At 40.8% G+C, this 17,415-nt stretch carries 17 protein-coding genes and 1 other RNA gene; 10 read left to right on the plus strand and 8 right to left on the minus strand.

The window, feature by feature from the left end:
- Nucleotides 1-5: 5 nt before the first annotated feature.
- Nucleotides 6-1,703 carry a M23 family metallopeptidase gene (locus tag G498_RS0100375; RefSeq protein ID WP_026979312.1) on the minus strand — a complete coding sequence of 566 codons (1,698 nt, stop codon included), beginning with the start codon at nucleotides 1,701-1,703 and terminating at the stop codon, nucleotides 6-8.
- A 199-nt stretch (nucleotides 1,704-1,902) separates the two neighbouring features.
- On the opposite strand from G498_RS0100375, the gene G498_RS0100380 reads away from it, so the two are divergent.
- The 4 genes from G498_RS0100380 (at nucleotide 1,903) to rny (ending at nucleotide 4,273) form a co-directional block, all read left to right on the plus strand.
- Nucleotides 1,903-2,193 (plus strand): hypothetical protein, encoded by a 291-nt coding sequence (locus tag G498_RS0100380; RefSeq protein WP_026979313.1) that lies wholly within the window; start codon nucleotides 1,903-1,905, stop codon nucleotides 2,191-2,193.
- A gap of 7 nt (nucleotides 2,194-2,200) precedes the next feature.
- On the plus strand, nucleotides 2,201-2,494 hold the full coding sequence (locus G498_RS0100385; RefSeq protein ID WP_026979314.1) for a cell division protein ZapA: 294 nt from the start codon (nucleotides 2,201-2,203) through the stop codon (nucleotides 2,492-2,494).
- Nucleotides 2,495-2,554: 60 nt separating this feature from the next.
- A non-coding RNA gene (gene ssrS / locus G498_RS16015) (6S RNA) lies at nucleotides 2,555-2,660 on the plus strand.
- A gap of 50 nt (nucleotides 2,661-2,710) precedes the next feature.
- Complete coding sequence (gene rny / locus G498_RS0100390; RefSeq protein ID WP_026979315.1) at nucleotides 2,711-4,273, plus strand: ribonuclease Y; 1,563 nt, start codon at nucleotides 2,711-2,713, stop codon at nucleotides 4,271-4,273.
- 44 nt (nucleotides 4,274-4,317) lie between these two features.
- Here the strand turns inward: rny and xerD are convergent, their stop codons facing one another.
- Entirely contained in the window at nucleotides 4,318-5,217 is a 900-nt protein-coding gene (gene xerD / locus G498_RS0100395) for a site-specific tyrosine recombinase XerD (RefSeq protein ID WP_026979316.1), read from the minus strand.
- An 88-nt stretch (nucleotides 5,218-5,305) separates the two neighbouring features.
- Between xerD and G498_RS0100400 the strand changes: the two genes are divergently transcribed.
- Entirely contained in the window at nucleotides 5,306-5,902 is a 597-nt protein-coding gene (locus G498_RS0100400) for a porin family protein (RefSeq protein WP_026979317.1), read from the plus strand.
- Nucleotides 5,903-5,943: 41 nt separating this feature from the next.
- On the opposite strand, the gene G498_RS0100405 is transcribed toward G498_RS0100400, so the two are convergent.
- Complete coding sequence (locus G498_RS0100405; RefSeq protein ID WP_026979318.1) at nucleotides 5,944-6,498, minus strand: porin family protein; 555 nt, start codon at nucleotides 6,496-6,498, stop codon at nucleotides 5,944-5,946.
- 145 nt (nucleotides 6,499-6,643) lie between these two features.
- Nucleotides 6,644-7,297 (minus strand): outer membrane protein, encoded by a 654-nt coding sequence (locus tag G498_RS0100410; protein WP_026979319.1) that lies wholly within the window; start codon nucleotides 7,295-7,297, stop codon nucleotides 6,644-6,646.
- Nucleotides 7,298-7,649: 352 nt separating this feature from the next.
- On the opposite strand from G498_RS0100410, the gene aroQ reads away from it, so the two are divergent.
- Nucleotides 7,650-8,063, plus strand: coding sequence for a type II 3-dehydroquinate dehydratase (gene aroQ / locus G498_RS0100420; RefSeq protein WP_026979321.1), 414 nt, complete (start codon nucleotides 7,650-7,652; stop codon nucleotides 8,061-8,063).
- A 48-nt stretch (nucleotides 8,064-8,111) separates the two neighbouring features.
- Nucleotides 8,112-10,595, plus strand: a complete 2,484-nt coding sequence (locus G498_RS0100425; protein ID WP_026979322.1) for a DUF5686 and carboxypeptidase regulatory-like domain-containing protein — start codon at nucleotides 8,112-8,114, stop codon at nucleotides 10,593-10,595.
- A 56-nt stretch (nucleotides 10,596-10,651) separates the two neighbouring features.
- Here the strand turns inward: G498_RS0100425 and G498_RS0100430 are convergent, their stop codons facing one another.
- From G498_RS0100430 to G498_RS0100445, 4 genes are all read right to left on the minus strand, one after another.
- On the minus strand, nucleotides 10,652-11,416 hold the full coding sequence (locus tag G498_RS0100430) for a sulfite exporter TauE/SafE family protein (protein WP_026979323.1): 765 nt from the start codon (nucleotides 11,414-11,416) through the stop codon (nucleotides 10,652-10,654).
- A gap of 64 nt (nucleotides 11,417-11,480) precedes the next feature.
- The gene (murA, locus tag G498_RS0100435) at nucleotides 11,481-12,791 is read right to left on the minus strand and encodes a UDP-N-acetylglucosamine 1-carboxyvinyltransferase (protein ID WP_026979324.1); all 1,311 of its coding nucleotides are present in this window, start codon (nucleotides 12,789-12,791) and stop codon (nucleotides 11,481-11,483) included.
- Nucleotides 12,792-12,797: 6 nt separating this feature from the next.
- Nucleotides 12,798-13,508, minus strand: a complete 711-nt coding sequence (locus tag G498_RS0100440) for a DUF4290 domain-containing protein (protein ID WP_026979325.1) — start codon at nucleotides 13,506-13,508, stop codon at nucleotides 12,798-12,800.
- Nucleotides 13,509-13,519: 11 nt separating this feature from the next.
- On the minus strand, nucleotides 13,520-13,804 hold the full coding sequence (locus tag G498_RS0100445) for a DUF493 family protein (RefSeq protein WP_026979326.1): 285 nt from the start codon (nucleotides 13,802-13,804) through the stop codon (nucleotides 13,520-13,522).
- 147 nt (nucleotides 13,805-13,951) lie between these two features.
- Between G498_RS0100445 and G498_RS0100450 the strand changes: the two genes are divergently transcribed.
- Genes G498_RS0100450 through fmt form a run of 3 tightly spaced genes read left to right on the plus strand, consistent with a single transcriptional unit; the run spans nucleotide 13,952 to nucleotide 17,361 of the window.
- Nucleotides 13,952-14,491 (plus strand): AAA family ATPase, encoded by a 540-nt coding sequence (locus G498_RS0100450; protein ID WP_026979327.1) that lies wholly within the window; start codon nucleotides 13,952-13,954, stop codon nucleotides 14,489-14,491.
- A gap of 33 nt (nucleotides 14,492-14,524) precedes the next feature.
- Nucleotides 14,525-16,414, plus strand: a complete 1,890-nt coding sequence (locus G498_RS0100455) for a RecQ family ATP-dependent DNA helicase (protein WP_026979328.1) — start codon at nucleotides 14,525-14,527, stop codon at nucleotides 16,412-16,414.
- The gene (fmt, locus tag G498_RS0100460) at nucleotides 16,414-17,361 is read left to right on the plus strand and encodes a methionyl-tRNA formyltransferase (RefSeq protein WP_026979329.1); all 948 of its coding nucleotides are present in this window, start codon (nucleotides 16,414-16,416) and stop codon (nucleotides 17,359-17,361) included. Before G498_RS0100455 ends, fmt begins: the two co-directional genes overlap by 1 nt.
- Nucleotides 17,362-17,415: the final 54 nt, after the last annotated feature.

Consider the following 17,415-nt stretch of genomic DNA (forward strand, 5'->3'; position numbering starts at 1 on the left):
CGGTTTTAGGTTTTGGTTTTAAAAAAATGAGTTTCAAAGATAGCAGAATTTCCCATTTTATCGGACACTACTACTTTTAATTCGTTTTTTTCCGCATCGTATACGGCATCATTGAAAAAATGAACCAGGGTTTTGGTTTTATAATCATACTCCATTAAAATCCATTTACCGTTAAGATAGGCATTGTATTCTTTAATTCCGGACAAATCGTCGCTGATGTGAATGCTGATGGAATCATACTTATCCAAATTGGCGCCTTCCGCAAAATTCGGACGGTAAATTCTGGGTGCAATGGTATCTACTTCCAGAAAGAACTTCCCTAAGTCTTTGGTTCTTGCCGAGAAAAGGTTCCCTTTTTTAGTCGTTGTAAAAAACTCTTTCTTGCTGCCGTCCATCCGCGATATAAAGGTTTTTTCACGGTTGAGATTCGGAATGCCCGAAACATCGAAAGTTACCGTTAGGTTTTGATGCACCGGAACCGTATCGTCATGCAGGTAAAGCACGTTGTCCTTAACGTCGAAATTCATGTAAAAATCATCATAAAAGGCATTTGCCGGAATAAAAACCGACACATTGTCCTTGGTGTAATTGTTGTCGTTTTTCGACTTTACAAAGTAAGGAGTTTTCACTTCCGTTTTGGGAATAGTACTTTCAGCTTCCGAATATTGAATCGGGATGTTAATCACCCTTTTGTTGCCGTGAAAATCCGAAATTTCGATGCGATAATTTAATGTGGTACCAGGATAAACCGTGATTTGTCCGTTAGTAACGTTTCCGCTCACCACAGAAAAAGGATAACGCCTCTTAAAAAACAGTTTCTGAACCGTTTGCCCGATGGTTTTATAACGGTGATAATCAATGAAATTGTTAACGTATCGTGTTTCGTCGAATGCAAATTTCTCAAACTGATAACCAAACAGTCTCGAGCCGTTTAAAAACGTTTCGGCTTTAAAAATACCGTTCCAATTGTAATTTTTATCGGCCTGGTCGTAGGTGTTAACCGCAAAAGCGATATTTCCTTTGGCGTATACTTTATCAGCCAGATAATTCCCGTCTTTCTGTAAAGACAGGTTCACCGGAATAGGACGTTGCGATTTGTTTACAACCGAACTGTCATTCACGGCATACACCATAAGTCCGTTAATAACCGGCAAAACAGCATCCGGCATTAGGATATCAAACCCAAAATACAACGGATTGATAATTTGCTCCGTCTTCGTATCGCGGATTTCAAAATGCAGGTGAGGACCGCCCGAACTGCCGCTATTCCCGGAAAGCGCAATCAGATCGCCTTTTTTCAGAACCAAATCTGAAGCCTGCGGGAACAATTCTATTTCGTAGGATTTTTGGGCATATTGTTTTTTACGGACATATTCGGCAATACTGCCTTCAAACTTTTTCAAATGTGCGTAAACCGAGGTATAACCGTTTGGATGCGTGATGTACAGGGCTTTTCCGTAACCTCCTTCGGAAATTTTTATACGGGAAACATAACCGTCTGCCGCGGAATAAACGGACAAACCTTCTTTCTGATTGGTTTTCAGATCCAAACCGGAATGAAAATGATTTCCCCTTAACTCTCCGAAAGATCCGGAAGCATACAAAGGAATATCCATAGGGGAACGGAAATAGTCCCGAGGATATTTTTGACTGTGACCTAAATGAAAGGCGAATAAAATAAATACTAAAAACGGCAGTCTCATAAACTATGATTTAGGCTAATATTCTGCTAATATAAGAAAATTACCTTTGGTTGAATGAGGAAAAAACACAAATCCGTAACTAACTCCTAAACAAAGTTTTATACCTTTAAAGTTAGTTTTTGCAAAATTTACGACAAAAAATTGCTATTTCTCAAATGGAATATTAACTTTGTGAAATCATGAATTGAAACATTCGCTAATGAACGGATTAAATGAAATCATTGATTCTCTTGAGGTTAAATTCTCAAAACTGAGCCAAAAACTGGATAATCTGGAGGCTTTAAACAAAGAATTAAGGATGGAATTGGAACAATCCAAACACATTATCGATAACCAGTCCGGTGAAATCGAAACGTTAAAAAAACAATGCGAAACGCTCCGGATGACCAATTCATTATTAGGCAGTGACGAAGGCAAGAGAGAAACAAAACTCAAAATAAATTCATTAATTCGCGACATAGATTATTGCATAGCACAACTTTCTGATTAGAAAGCCTATGAACGGAAAGCTTAAAATAAAAATATCAATTGCCGACAGAGTTTACCCTTTAACGGTGGATTTTGCGCAGGAAGAAGGCCTCAGAAGCGCTTCCAAAAAAATTGACGGGATGATTAAGCAATTCGAAGAAAACTATGCCGTACGAGACAAACAGGACGTTCTGGCCATGTGTGCCCTGCAGTTTGCCTCACAACTGGAGCAGAAACAGATTGACAAATCAGAAGATTTTCAGGCTGCTTTTGAACGATTATCCGAAATGGATCAGAAATTGAGTGCGCTTCTCGCCAAATAAAAAATAAATACGTTCTTTACATAGATCAAGATACTGCCTACATTAGTACCTATTTGATAAACTCAACACTAACAAATTCAAATGAGTGAATCGTCGCTTCTAAAGCAAACTGCCCCGAGCAGGTCCTTGAACAGCGAGTTAACTCAAAACTTGTCCATACGAGTTTATGCAATACCCCTAATGTAGGCTTTTTTTATATATAATTTCAAACCACTTATGAACACACTTATTATAATTATCGGCTGTCTGGCCGGAATCGGAGTAGGATTCGGAATAGCGAAATACCTTGAAAAGGCAAACGTTTCCAATCTTATCAAAAATGCTAAAAAGGAAGCATCTTCGATTTTGAAAGATGCTAAAGTTGAGGCAGAATCGATTAAAAAAGATAAATTACTTCAGGCCAAAGAGAAGTTTTTAGAACTGAAATCGGAGCATGAAAAAGAGATTTTAGCCAAAGACAAAAAAATAGCCGAAGCTGAAAAAAGAACCCGGGACAAAGAATCTCAGGTATCCAACGAATTAGCAAAAACCAAAAAGCTAAACGACGAAATCGAACAAAAAATTGCCGATTACAACAACCGTATCGAGCATATCGACAAAAAGCAATTAGAGGTTGAGCGTCTTCACAAAAGTCAGGTGGAGCAACTGGAAACCATTTCCGGTTTGTCTGCAGAAGATGCCAAAAACCAATTGATGGAAAGCTTAAAAGCAGAAGCAAGAACCAACGCCATGGCTTACATTCAGGAAACGCTTGAAGAAGCAAAACTGACTGCGCAACAGGAAGCCAAAAAAATCATCATTAACACCATTCAGCGCGTGGGTACGGAAGAAGCAGTGGAAAACTGCGTTTCGGTGTTCAACATTGAATCGGATGACGTTAAAGGTAGAATTATCGGTCGTGAAGGCCGTAACATCCGCGCTTTGGAAGCTGCTACCGGTGTGGAAATCATTGTGGACGATACGCCGGAAGCAATTATTCTCTCTTGTTTCGATCCGGTGCGCCGTGAAGTAGCGCGTCTGGCTTTACACAAATTAGTAACCGACGGACGTATTCACCCTGCCCGTATCGAAGAAGTGGTGGCCAAAACCCAGAAACAAATCGAGGAAGAAATCATCGAAGTCGGAAAACGTACGGTTATCGACTTAGGAATCCACGGTTTACACCTTGAACTAATCAAAATCGTAGGGCGCATGAAATACCGTTCTTCCTACGGACAGAACTTATTACAACACTCACGCGAAGTGGCCAAACTCTGCGGTATCATGGCAGCAGAATTAGGCTTAAACGTAAAACTGGCCAAAAGAGCCGGACTGTTACACGATATTGGTAAAGTTCCGGAAACGGAAAGCGAATTGCCGCACGCTATCTTAGGGATGCAATGGGCTGAGAAATACGGTGAGAAAGAAGAAGTGTGCAACGCTATTGGAGCACACCACGACGAAATCGAAATGAAATCGTTAATTTCTCCGATTATTCAGGTGTGTGACGCGATTTCGGGAGCTCGTCCGGGAGCACGTCGTCAGGTACTGGATTCGTATATTCAGCGTTTGAAAGACCTTGAGGACATTGCTTACGGTTTCAACGGTGTTAAGAATGCTTATGCGATTCAGGCCGGTCGTGAACTGCGCGTAATCGTGGAAAGCGAAAAAGTAAGTGATGAAATGGCCGGAAGTTTATCGTTTGACATTTCCCAGAAAATCCAGACAGAAATGACGTATCCGGGTCAGGTAAAAATTACGGTTATCCGTGAAACCCGTGCGGTAAACATTGCAAAATAAGAAACCCTTATACACAAAAAAAGTCTCGAGAAATCGGGACTTTTTTATTTTCTGGGATGATAGGCATTCAGTACTTCCGAAAGATGCTTGCGGTCCAGATGCATGTAAACTTCCGTAGTCGTGATGGATTCGTGTCCCAACATCATTTGAATGGAGCGCAGGTCGGCGCCGTTTTCCAGTAAATGCGTGGCGAAAGAATGACGAAACGTGTGCGGACTTATCGTTTTGTTTAAATTAATTTTTACAGCCAAGTCCTTTATAATGGTAAAAACCATCGCCCGTGTAAGCTGCTTTCCTCTCCGGTTGAGAAAAAGCGTATCTTCATGTCCTTTTTGGATTTCAAGGTGATTTCTGACCTGATCTTTATACAGATAAATATACTTCTGCGTTGCCGGACTTATGGGCACAAAACGCTGTTTATTGCCTTTTCCGGTGATTTTAATAAACCCTTCGTCAAAAAAAAGATCTGATATTTTAAGGGTGATTAATTCCGAAACGCGTAAACCGCAACTGTAAAGCGTTTCCAACATGGCCCGGTTGCGTTCGCCTTCGTCCTTTGATAAATCTATAGCCGCTATAAGCTTGTCAATTTCCTGCACGGAAAGCGTATCGGGCAGCTTTCTTCCGATTTTCGGCACTTCGATCAGTTCCAAAGGTGTCGTTTGTCGGTAATCTTCAAAAACCAGGTAATTGAAAAAACTCTTCAGACCCGATAAAATTCTTGCCTGAGAGCGCGCATTCACCTGACCGGAAATCCTATAAACAAACTGCTGGACGGTTTCTTCCCCTATGCTGACCGGATTTTCATCCAATTGATTCGCCTCAAGGAAACCTACCAGTTTTTCGACATCCATAACGTAGTTATCAATCGTATTCTGGGACAGACCACGCTCCAGTTTAAGGTAATTTTTGTACTCTTTTATGTAAGAATTCCAAGACTGCATTAACGTTAAATAAACTTTAAAATTACTATGCGCAAATACTATGCGGCACGATTTGTGGTTTAAATATAGAAACTAAAAATCTATTTTTATGAGAACGCTACACATTTTATTTGCAGGATTAGTTTTATCAGCTGTCACGACGGCTACTGCACAGGACAAAGGCATAACAGGCTCGTCATTCGGAATAAAAGGAGGTTTAAACTACTCTACCATTACAAAAGGAGATTTTAACGAAGGGCCAGACCCGCGAACCAGTTTTCATTTGGGGTTTGTGGGAGAAATTCCGGTAGTCAGAAATGTATTTGCCATCCAGCCGGAGGTTTTGTATTCCCGTCAGGGTTTTGAAATCAACCAGACGGTTTTGGGCACGAATTACAAAACCGAATACAAACTCGACTACATCAATGTTCCGGTTCTGGCCAAAATTTATCTGGGTAAAGCCATCAGTATTGAAGCCGGACCTCAATTTGGGCTTAAAATAGGAGAAAAATATGAAAATGACGACAGTGCCGTCGAAACCAATGACGTAAACGATTTTGATACTGCCCTCGCAGCCGGATTATCGTTTAATTTTACCGGCGGCTTATTCCTTAGCGGTCGTTTTACGCAAAGTTTAAACGAAGTGGTTAAAGACAGCGGTTCAAAAAATCAGGTATTTCAGGCCGGTATTGGCATTAAGTTTTAAAATAAAAGCCCCGCATAGCGGGGCTTTTTGTTTCGATTATCTTAGAATTTATATCCTAAACCAATTTGGAAACCGGTGTTTTTCGAATCGAAACCACTAACATCACTGATATTAGCCAATCCTAAATTATACCGGGCCTCAATGATTAAACCCATTGGCAAATCATAAGCAGCTCCCAGACCTAATCCAAAATCAGTTGATTTTGTACTTTCATCCACAGCATCATTTTCTGTTGCCACTTTAAATCCAATATTTGGACCCGCCTGCAAGTTAAACCCTTCCGCAACGTAATATTTAGCCATAACCGGAATACGGATATAATCGATTGAGGCTTTGTCTGCACCTTCAGAAGAATATAACACCTCTGGCTGAATGTGGAACTTCTCACTAATTGAAATATCAGCGAAACCGCCCACAAAAAAACCCGTTTTACCGTCAGAATCCCCATCACCGGTAAAGTTTGTAAACGTAACACCAGCCTTAGGGCCAAATCTTACATCGTCGGCCATTCCGGAACCTCCAGATTTACCGTCCTGAGCAAAAGACACTACGCTAAAGCCCAAACCTGCCATTAAAAATAACAATTGTTTTTTCATAAAATGTGTTTTAAAAATTAGTTATATTAAAATTATCGGTAAAAACAAACCGAAACACTTTTTTAAAACACTAGATATCAACAATTTAATTAACAAAAAAAGCCCCGCTAAGCGGGGCTTTTCATTATTCATTAGATTCTAAAAATTAGAATTTGTAGATTGCTCCAAATGAAATGTTAGATAAGTTAGCACCGAAGTTGAAAGTTGAAACTCCATCAGCACCATCAACATCTGGTTTTGCATTTGTAAAGTTTAATACTCCTAAACCAGCTTCTAATGCAAAGTTGTTAGATACAAAGTAGTTCATACCTAAACCTAAACCAGCACCAATTCCATTAACTTTGTTGTTGTCGTTTACAGAAACACCATCAACCTCATCAATAGTAGAGGTCATGTAGTCTAAACCTAATTGACCATATAAAGAAAACTGGCTAGCTGGAGTAAAGTAATATCTACCGAAAGCACCTACTGAAAAAGTGTTAACTGAGAAAGTTGATCCGAAAGCAGAAACATCAATTCCCATTACATTGTCCATAGCAGTATCTTTAGATGAAGAATATCCTAATTGACCACCAATAGCAATGTTTTCAGTTACAAAAAATCCAACTTTTGGAGAAATTGTAAAGTTTGAACTTTTCCAATCCGCATCTTTATTATTCATAGAACTGAATCCTACAGTACCAGAAACAAAGATGTTCCCTTTTCCAAATCCACCGTTTCCAGCTTCTTTAACTTCTTCTTGAGCATTAGCAAATCCGAAAGCGAATACTGCTGCTACAGATAAAATAATTTTTTTCATGTTTAGTTTAAATTTTAAAAATTTACTCAGCAAATCTATAAAAAATCCAATCGAAAAAAATCTTTGTTTAAAAAATGTATCAACAACTTGCAGCCAAAACAAAAAAATAAAACATAAGTTATTGATAATTAGAAAGTTAATTATTGTTAAAAATTTACAAAAAAAAGCATATCCTGTTATAAAAATTACAATTTGAATAAAGATTTTTCTTACAATTAATGTGTTTTTTTTCCTAAATCCAACTTACCATCGTTAAATGTGAGTCTTTTTACCGCTCTTAAGGACCTACAAATAACACTCAAATTGAATTTTATCTTAAGCATTTTACTACTTTTACAGAAAGTCAAGAACTATGAAAATCATAATTATAAACGGCCCGAATTTAAACCTGCTGGGAAAACGCGAACCCGAAATTTACGGAAGTGAAACTTTTGAAGACTACTATTTCCTACTGAAGAAGAAATACAGCAACATCGAATTACATTATTTTCAAAGCAACATTGAAGGCGAACTCATCACTAAAATCCAGGAAGCGGGTTTCAGTTTTGACGGTATCATTCTTAATGCCGCAGCTTACACTCATACTTCAATAGGAATTGGCGATGCCGTAAAAGCCATAACCACTCCTGTTGTTGAAGTTCACATTTCCAACACCTTCTCCCGCGAGAGTTTCCGACATCAGTCGTATATCTCGCCAAATGCCAAAGGAATTATTATCGGTTTTGGCCTTGACAGTTATGAACTCGCCATAAAATCATTTCTGTAGCCATACAACCTTTTACAAAATTGCCACGTCTATATTATAAAGAAACGAATGAAACACTTATTTACTGTAACAGCCTTATTTCTATCAGTAACCTTATTTGCCCAAATCAGAGGAAAAATTACCGACAAAACCGGGAATCCCATTCCTTATACTACCGTTATGATTGAGAATACCTACAACGGTACTTCCGCCAACGACAACGGTATATATGAACTCACGGTAAAAGAAAAAGGAAACTATACCGTGATTTTTCAGTCGCTTGGTTATAAAACCAAAAAAGTCACTAAAGATATTTTGCAATTTCCTTATACTATAGATATAACGCTCGAAGATGAAAATTACACCATTGCCGAAGTAGTTATAGGCCCGAAAAAAGAAGATCCGGCTTATGCCATCATCCGAAACGCGATTAAAAACCGCAAGCAGAATGCCGCCAAAACCGACCGATACGAAGCCGATTTCTATTCCCGCGGGATTTTCAGAGCGAAAAACGTTCCCAAGAAATTCATGGGCGTGGAAATAGGTGATTTTGAAGGCGCTTTAGATTCTACCGGTACCGGAATTTTGTATTTATCCGAAACTGTTTCAAAAATTGCCTACGAAAAACCCGACAAGATAAAAGAAGAAATCATCGCTTCCAAAGTTAGCGGTAATGACAACGGCTTTAGCTTCAACACGGCACAGGGTACCAATTACGATTTCTATGAAAATTATGTAAACATGGGCCTCAACATGATTTCCCCGATTGCCGATAATGCCTTAAACTATTACAAATTCAAACTGGAGAGTTTCTTCACTAACGAACACAATCAGCTGGTGAACAAAATCAAGGTGATGCCCAAACGCGACAAAGAACCTGTTTTTGAAGGCTACCTTTATATTATAGAGGACACTTGGGCGATTTATGCGGTCGAATTGGGCAGTAAAGGCTATCGCATGCAACAGCCGATTCTGGAAAACATCGATTTCACGCAAAGTTACCATTACAATCCTGCCACAAAAATCTGGACCAAAAACCTGCAAACCATCGACTTTAAAGCCTCCATTTTCGGAATGGGCTTTACCGGGAAATTTACGCACGTGTTCAGCAATTATAAATTCCGTGAGCAGTTTGAAAAGAAAACGTTTACCAACGAAATTGCTAAAATCGTTGCGGATGCCAACAAAAAAGACAGTCTTTACTGGAATGAAAACAGACCGGTGCCTTTAACCGAAGAAGAAATAAACGATTATCAGAGAAAAGACAGCATTCAGACCATCCGAAAATCACAGGTGTATCTGGATTCTTTGGATGCGAAAGGCAATCAATTCAAACTTTCAAAGCTGATAACCGGCTACACTTATCGCGATTCTTATCACAAATGCTCGGCTTCGTATAAAGGATTGCTTAATATCTCTTCCTTAGGTTTCAATACCGTTCAGGGCTGGAATTTCGATTCCGGATTTTCGTTTAACAAACGTAATGAGGAAAAAGGAACGTACACGGCTGTAAATTCCGTTTTCAATTATGGTTTTGCCGAAGAGCGTTTGCGTGTCAACGGAAGTTTCTACCATCGTTTCAACACCACAAATTACCGTACGATTTCCGCTTCTGGTGGCAGCAGCATCAATCAGTTTAACGCTTCCAACCCTATTTCCAATCTAATCAATTCGGTGAGTACGCTGTTCTTTAAAGACAATTACGCGAAATACTACAACAAGGAGTTTATCCGTCTGGGTTACGGACAAGACATCCTGAACGGCGTTTCAGTCAACGGAAGCATCGAGTATTCCGCCCGTAAACCATTGTTCAACCATACGGATTACGTGTTGATTAAAAATGATAAAGACTATACTTCGAACAATCCGCTGGCACCGCTTGACAATACTTTTGCCGCCATCGAAAAACACAATCTGGTAAAAGCCAACATCGGTACGCGAATCCGTTTCGGAAACAAATACATTACAAGACCGGACGGAAAAATCAACATTCCGAACGATGATTACCCTACCCTTTCTTTCGGTTATGAAAAAGGATTCGCCGGCAATAAAGAAAATTACAATTACGACTTCGTAAACGGACAAATCGATTACGATAAAACCCTCGGCAACAAAGGCGATTTTGCCATTCGCTTAAAAGCCGGTAAATTTTTCAATGCCGATAACATTTCCTTTATAGATTACAAACACTTTAACGGCAACCAAACCCATGTGGGCACGGCAGACCGCTACCTGAATGTTTTCAACATGTTGCCGTATTACAGCAACAGCACCAATGATGCTTTTCTGGAAACGCATATCGAACACAACGACAAAGGGTTTCTTATGAACAAAATTCCGCTGCTGAACAAACTGCAATGGAATCTGGTTGTAGGTTTCCATCAGCTGAATGTACCGGATTTTAAACCGTATCAGGAATACACCGTTGGTTTTGACAATGTTGGTTTTGGTAAATTCCGAATGCTGCGTGTGGATTATGTGCGCTCGTACCAAAACGGTTTTCAGGCAGACGGCATCGTGTTTGGCCTGAAGTTTCTGAATATCATCGACTAATAAATCTTCTAAAAAAAGCGTTGGATTTACTGCAACGCTTTTTTTATATAGTTTCTTCAACAAAAAATATCGTAGGCAAAGCGCAAAAGTGTTCCGACAACTACAATCAGAAAAAATATACGAATGAACCCGTTTCCTTTTTTAATTGCCAGTTTCGCACCCAAAAAACCGCCTAAAGCATTGCACACGGCCATCGGTAAAGCGATTGCCCAGATGATTTTTCCCTTCAGCAGAAAAAGGCAAATCGAACCGAAATTCGTAGCCAGATTAACCATTTTCGCATTCGCCGAAGCATGCAGAAAATCAAATCCTAATACTGAAACAAAAGCCACGACAAAAAAACTTCCGGTTCCGGGACCGATAAAACCGTCGTAAAAACCAACTGTTATACTAATTAGAACAGCATAAATCATTTGTTGTTTTACCGACAGCAATTTCTCCTGATGCTGTCCGAAGTTTTTCTTCATGAAGGTATACATCGCGAGCAAAGTCAAAACCACCAAAAGCAGCGGTTTCATAAAATCGTTACTTACCAGCGTGAGCAATTCAGAACCTGCAAAAGCCGAAGCAAACGCCACGACTGCCATAAGCAAAAGCAGTTTCCAGTTCATCTGTACTTTCTTCAGATACTGAAAAGCCGCAAAACCCGTTCCGCTAAATGCCGGTATTTTTAGGGAGCCGATGATGGTTGCTACCGAATAATTTGGCAGTAAAATAAGCGCAACCGGGGTTTGTATCAAACCGCCGCCACCCACAATCGCATCGACAAAACCTGCCGAAAAGGCTGCTAAACAGAGAAAAATTAAAATGTCTGTTTCCATGGTTAAAAGAAAAGAGCCAAATCATTTCGATTCAGCTCCCTGTTACTATAAATATCACATACCGTTACGCACGAATGATGTTAGCACCTAAAGCTCTTAAACGCTCATCAATTCTTTCATAACCTCTGTCGATTTGTTCGATGTTCTGAATGGTACTCGTTCCCTTAGCTGTTAACGCCGCAATCAGCAACGAAATTCCGGCACGGATATCCGGGGAACTCATGGTAGTGGCTTTCAGTTGCGATTTGAAATCGTGTCCCATCACCACGGCACGGTGCGGATCGCACAACATGATTTTCGCACCCATATCAATTAATTTGTCCACGAAGAACAAACGGCTTTCAAACATTTTCTGGTGAATTAACACATCACCTTTTGCTTGGGTTGCCACCACCAAAACGATGCTCAGCAAATCGGGAGTAAAGCCCGGCCATGGGGCATCAGCAATGGTTAAAATGGAACCGTCGATATCGGTTTTTACTTCGTAACCGTTTTCATGCGACGGAATGTAAATATCGTCTCCTCTTCGTTCCACCGTAATTCCTAATTTTCGGAATACACTCGGAATAACACCTAAATTCTCCCAGCTTACATTTTTAATGGTGATTTCACTTTTGGTCATGGCCGCCAATCCGATCCAGGAACCGATTTCGATCATGTCCGGTAAGATTCTATGCTCGCAACCGCCTAAGCTGTCAACACCTTCAATGGTAAGCAAATTCGATCCGACACCTTTAATTTTGGCTCCCATCGAATTCAGCATTTTACACAACTGTTGCAGGTACGGTTCACAGGCCGCGTTGTAAATGGTGGTGGTTCCTTCCGCCAAAACCGCTGCCATGACAATGTTTGCTGTTCCGGTAACCGAAGCTTCGTCCAAAAGCATGTAGGTTCCTTTTAAACGGCCATCAGTTTCCACACCGTAAAAATGGTCGGCTCTTTCATAACGGAATTTGGCGCCTAAGTTGATGAACCCTTCGAAATGCGTATCCAAACGACGGCGTCCGATTTTATCGCCTCCCGGCTTCGGAATGTAACCGCAACCGAAACGTGCCAAAAGCGGTCCTACAATCATGATGGAACCGCGTAAACTTCCGCCTTCTTTTTTAAATGCTTCGGTTTTTAAGTAGTCTACATTAACTTCATCGGCCTGAAAGGTATAATCCCCAGGACCGTTTTTTTGTATTTTAACGCCTAAGTTTCCTAAAAGCGTAATCAGTTTATTGACATCAATAATATCCGGAATATTGGTAATCCTAACTTTTTCTGAAGTCAGTAACACGGGACACAATACCTGTAACGCCTCATTTTTGGCTCCTTGCGGGATAACCTCGCCTTTCAGTCGGATTCCGCCTTCAATTTTAAATGTTCCCATCGGCTTTTATTGTTTTCTGTTGTTGTTATTATTGTTATTGCCCGGCTTTTTGTTTTTCTGGTTCGGATTGTTGTGTTTCTTCGGTTTGTTACTGCCGAACTGCATTTTGTTGGATTGTTTTTTGTTCACCCGCATCAAATCCGTCGTGTTGGAAAGCTCTTCATCGGTTTTCATCAAGTTGATTTTCCCGTCGGACAATTCAAACAAATGCTCAAAAATCACTTCGTCTTTCACGGTATCCTTGTTCCAGCTCAGGTAGGATTTTTTCATGTGGTTGGCTATTACCATAATCAGGGCATTTTTCAACTCACCTTCCTCCCATTTGTTGGCTACGTCAATCATGTACTTGATATTGTTGCCGTAAAAACGGTACTTCGGAAAATTTTGAGGATAATTCAAACGCTCCGGTTTCTGGTGCAGGATTTCTTTATTCGGAATCGGATAAGGTGAATCTACGTCGAGTTTAAAATCGGACATGATAAAAATCTGATCCCACAATTTATGCTGAAAATCCGGAACATCTCTTAAATGCGGATTTAACGTTCCCATTACCGAAATGATGTAACGGGCCGCTTTGTTGCGCTCTCCGCGATCTGCGATTTCCGTAGCCTGATCGATCAGTTTTTGCAAATGACGCCCGTATTCCGGAATAATCAGATGGGGACGTTCGGCGTTATATTCTAAATGATGAATTGCTTCTTCTGGTGTAAACTGCATGTAGTTTGTTTTTATAGGGAAATGATACCTTCAATTGCGGAGAGTTCCTGATATTTTTCAATTACACTCTGAGCACTTTTCATGTGTACGTTTATGGAAACACTGGTGTACTTTCCGGTTTTGGACTGATTGGTTTCGATAACAGCTCCCATTCCGTCGAAAGCGGTTTCTATAATCATGATTTTGTCTTTATCCGTAGGAACAATGAATTTAAACAAATACTCAGAAGGCCAAATCGTTGAATTGACTAATTCTTCTTTAAGGCGCTGATAAAATTCTTCGGTTTTCTTATCCATTTCAATCAAAAATAAAAGCAAATATACATTAGAGTTATGAATTATGAATGATGATTAACCAGTTTTTAAGACAATCCGGAACATAAAATTAAAAACTGCTTTATCCGTTAAGTAAAAAAATGTAAATTTGCCCCTTATTTTAAAAAAGTGGCGAAAGAAATTGTTTTGATTATCGGCGGACCGGGCTCTGGAAAAACCACTGTTATCAATGGTTTAACCGAAAAAGGATACGTGTGCTATCCGGAAGTGTCGCGCGAAGTCATTCACGAAGCCCGCAAACAGGGAATCGAACAATTGTTTCTGGAAAAACCGCTTTTGTTCAGCGAATTATTGCTGGAAGGCCGAAAAAAACAATACCACAATGCGGTAAAAGAAACCGAAGATTTTGTATTTATCGACCGTGGGATTCCCGATGTTTTGGCCTACATGCACTACATTGGCGATGCCTATCCCGCTTTTTTTGACGAAGCCTGCCGCGAGCACAAATATTCACGGGTTTTCATTCTTCCGCCCTGGGAAGAAATTTACACCAGCGACGATGCCCGTTACGAAACCTACGAACAGGCCGTTTTAATCCAGCAGCATCTTATCGAAACCTATGAAAAATACGGATATTCGTTAATTGAAGTTCCGAAAGACACGTTGGAAAACCGTATTGACTTTATTCTTGAAAATCTGTCGAAATAAACTATATTCGTAAACGATTTTTAGGTTTATCTCTTGGACGCATTAACCCTTCTTAAAAAACACTGGAATCACGATTCGTTCCGAACGCCGCAGGATGCCATTATCCAATCGGTTCTGGACGGAAAAGACACGTTTGCTTTGCTGCCAACCGGTGGCGGGAAATCGGTGTGTTTTCAGATTCCCGCTTTGATGAAACCCGGGATTTGCCTGGTCATTTCTCCGTTAATTGCGCTGATGAAAGATCAGATTGCGAATTTACAGAAACGCGACCTTAAAGCCCTCGCCTTAACCGGCGGCATATCCGCAGACGAAACCATTGATTTGCTGGACAATTGTCAGTTCGGCAATTACAAATTTCTGTATTTGTCCCCGGAACGGTTGCAGTCCGACTGGGTTTTGGAGCGCATCAAAAGCCTGCCGATAAATTTAATTGCCATCGACGAAGCGCATTGTGTGTCGCAGTGGGGCCACGATTTCCGGCCGGCGTATCTGAAAATCTCAAAACTGAAAGAGTTTTTTCTGAAAGTGCCGTTTTTAGCTTTAACCGCATCGGCTACTGAAAGAGTTCAGGAGGATATTTGCACACAACTTGGGTTGCAGCAGCCTCAGGTATTCAAAAAATCCTTTGCGAGAGAAAATATTGCCTACATGGTTTTTGAAGCAGAGGACAAACTGTTTCGCATCCAGCAGATACTAACCAAAAATCCGGAACCTTCGATTATTTATGTCCGCAACCGGAAGGCTTGTCACGAAGTATCGGCACAGCTCAACACGCTCGGTTTCAAAAGCACTTTTTACCACGGCGGCCTGACTTCCAAAGAAAAGGAGAAAAATATGCAGGTCTGGCTTGACGAAGAAGCACAGGTTATAGTCGCCACCAACGCTTTCGGAATGGGTATTGACAAGCCGAATGTCCGCACGGTAATCCACATACAGTTGCCGGAAAATCTGGAAAATTATTATCAGGAAGCCGGTCGTGCGGGACGAAACGGTGAAAAAGCCTTTGCGGTGTTGCTGTTATCTCCTTCCGATATTCAAACCACCAAATCGCAATTTTTGGATGTTTTGCCGGATAAAGCATTTCTGAAAGAGGTTTACCTTAAACTCAACAATTATTTTCAGATTGGCTATGGCGAAGGAATTAACGAAAGTTATTCGTTTAACCTGAACCAGTTCTGCCATCAGTATAAATTTCCGACGCTGAAAACCTTTAATGCGTTGCAGTTTATTGACAATCAGGGGATTATTTCGCTTTCCAAAGAGTTTTCGGAAAAAATCACCGTTCGCTTTTTGCTGGACAGCCGCGAAATGCTCCGTTATTTAAGTTTGAATCCGGCCGACGAACCGGTGCTTACGGCGATTTTGCGGAATTATTCCGGCGTTTATGATGTCGACACGTCAATCAACACCAGCCTGATTGCTAAAAAAGCCAAGGCTTCCGAAGACGAAATCGTTGCCGTTTTGAAACGAATGCAGCAAAAAGAAGCCTGTCAGCTGAAAACACAGTCCAACGACAGCACCCTTACCTTTAACGAAGTGCGTGAAGACGAACTGACAATTAACCGCGTGGCGAAATTTCTGCAACAGCAAAACGAACTGAAAGCGAATCAGTTTGCCTCGGTTGTCAATTATGTTTCGGACACTTCGGAATGCAAAAGCCGGTTGTTACTGACGTATTTCGGGGAAACCAATGCTTCAGATTGCGGAAACTGCTCGGTTTGCATTCAGAAGAAAAAAACACCGAAAAGCCCGATTGAAACGGCGGAAAGCATCCTGACCTTGCTGCAGAATTCAGCACTTACCTCAAGAGAAATTGAAAATTCGCTGGAATTAACTTCGGAGGAAACTATCTTTGCACTGAGAATCCTGCTGGAAAACAACAAAATCAGGATTGACAATTTTAACCAATATTCAATAGTATAATGGAAAAACTGCGCATTGTTTTCATGGGAACACCGGAGTTCGCCGTGGGAATCCTCAATACCATATATAAGAACAATTACGAAATCGTCGGGGTCATCACCGCAGCCGATAAACCTGCCGGACGCGGACAGAAAATCAAATACTCTGCCGTAAAAGAATACGCGCTGGAGAAAAATTTACGTTTGCTTCAGCCCACCAACTTAAAAGACGAAACGTTTCTGGAAGAACTCCGCAGCCTGAATGCCAATTTGCAGGTAGTGGTAGCTTTCAGAATGCTGCCGGAAGTGGTGTGGCGCATGCCGAAATTCGGAACATTTAATCTGCACGCTTCGCTTCTTCCGGAATATCGCGGGGCGGCACCGATTAACTGGGCGATTATCAACGGGGAAACCAAAACTGGCGTGACCACGTTTTTTATTGATGATAAAATCGATACCGGAGCCATGATTTTAAACGATGAAATTGCCATCGGTGAAAATGAAACTGCCGGCGAACTGCACGACCGTTTAATGGTTTTAGGCAGCGAAACGGTTCTGAAAACTTTAGCTTTGATTGAAAAAGGCAATGTTACCACCACAATACAAGCAGACAGCCCTGAAATTAAAACGGCTTACAAACTGAACCGCGACAACTGCAAAATAGACTGGACCCAATCCGGAAAAGCGATTCACAATCTGGTGCGCGGGCTGAGTCCGTATCCGGCTGCCTGGTGTTTCATTAGGGACAACGAACAGGAATGGAACGTAAAAATCTACGAAACGCGCTTTGAAGCGGAAAGTCACAGCCATGCAACCGGTACGATTCTTTCCACTAAAAAGGAAATGAAAATTGCAGCAAAAGACGGCTTCCTTAAAATTTTGAGTTTACAATTCCCAGGTAAAAAAAGAATGACCGCTCCGGAACTTTTAAACGGAATTTCGTTCAGCGAAAAGGCCATCGCACTGTAAGCCTTGTAAACACTAACAGTAGCGAAAAATCGAAAAATGCAAGTTCGTTTATTA

It is taken from the genome of Flavobacterium suncheonense GH29-5 = DSM 17707 (genome assembly GCF_000430025.1).
Lineage (GTDB): Bacteria > Bacteroidota > Bacteroidia > Flavobacteriales > Flavobacteriaceae > Flavobacterium > Flavobacterium suncheonense.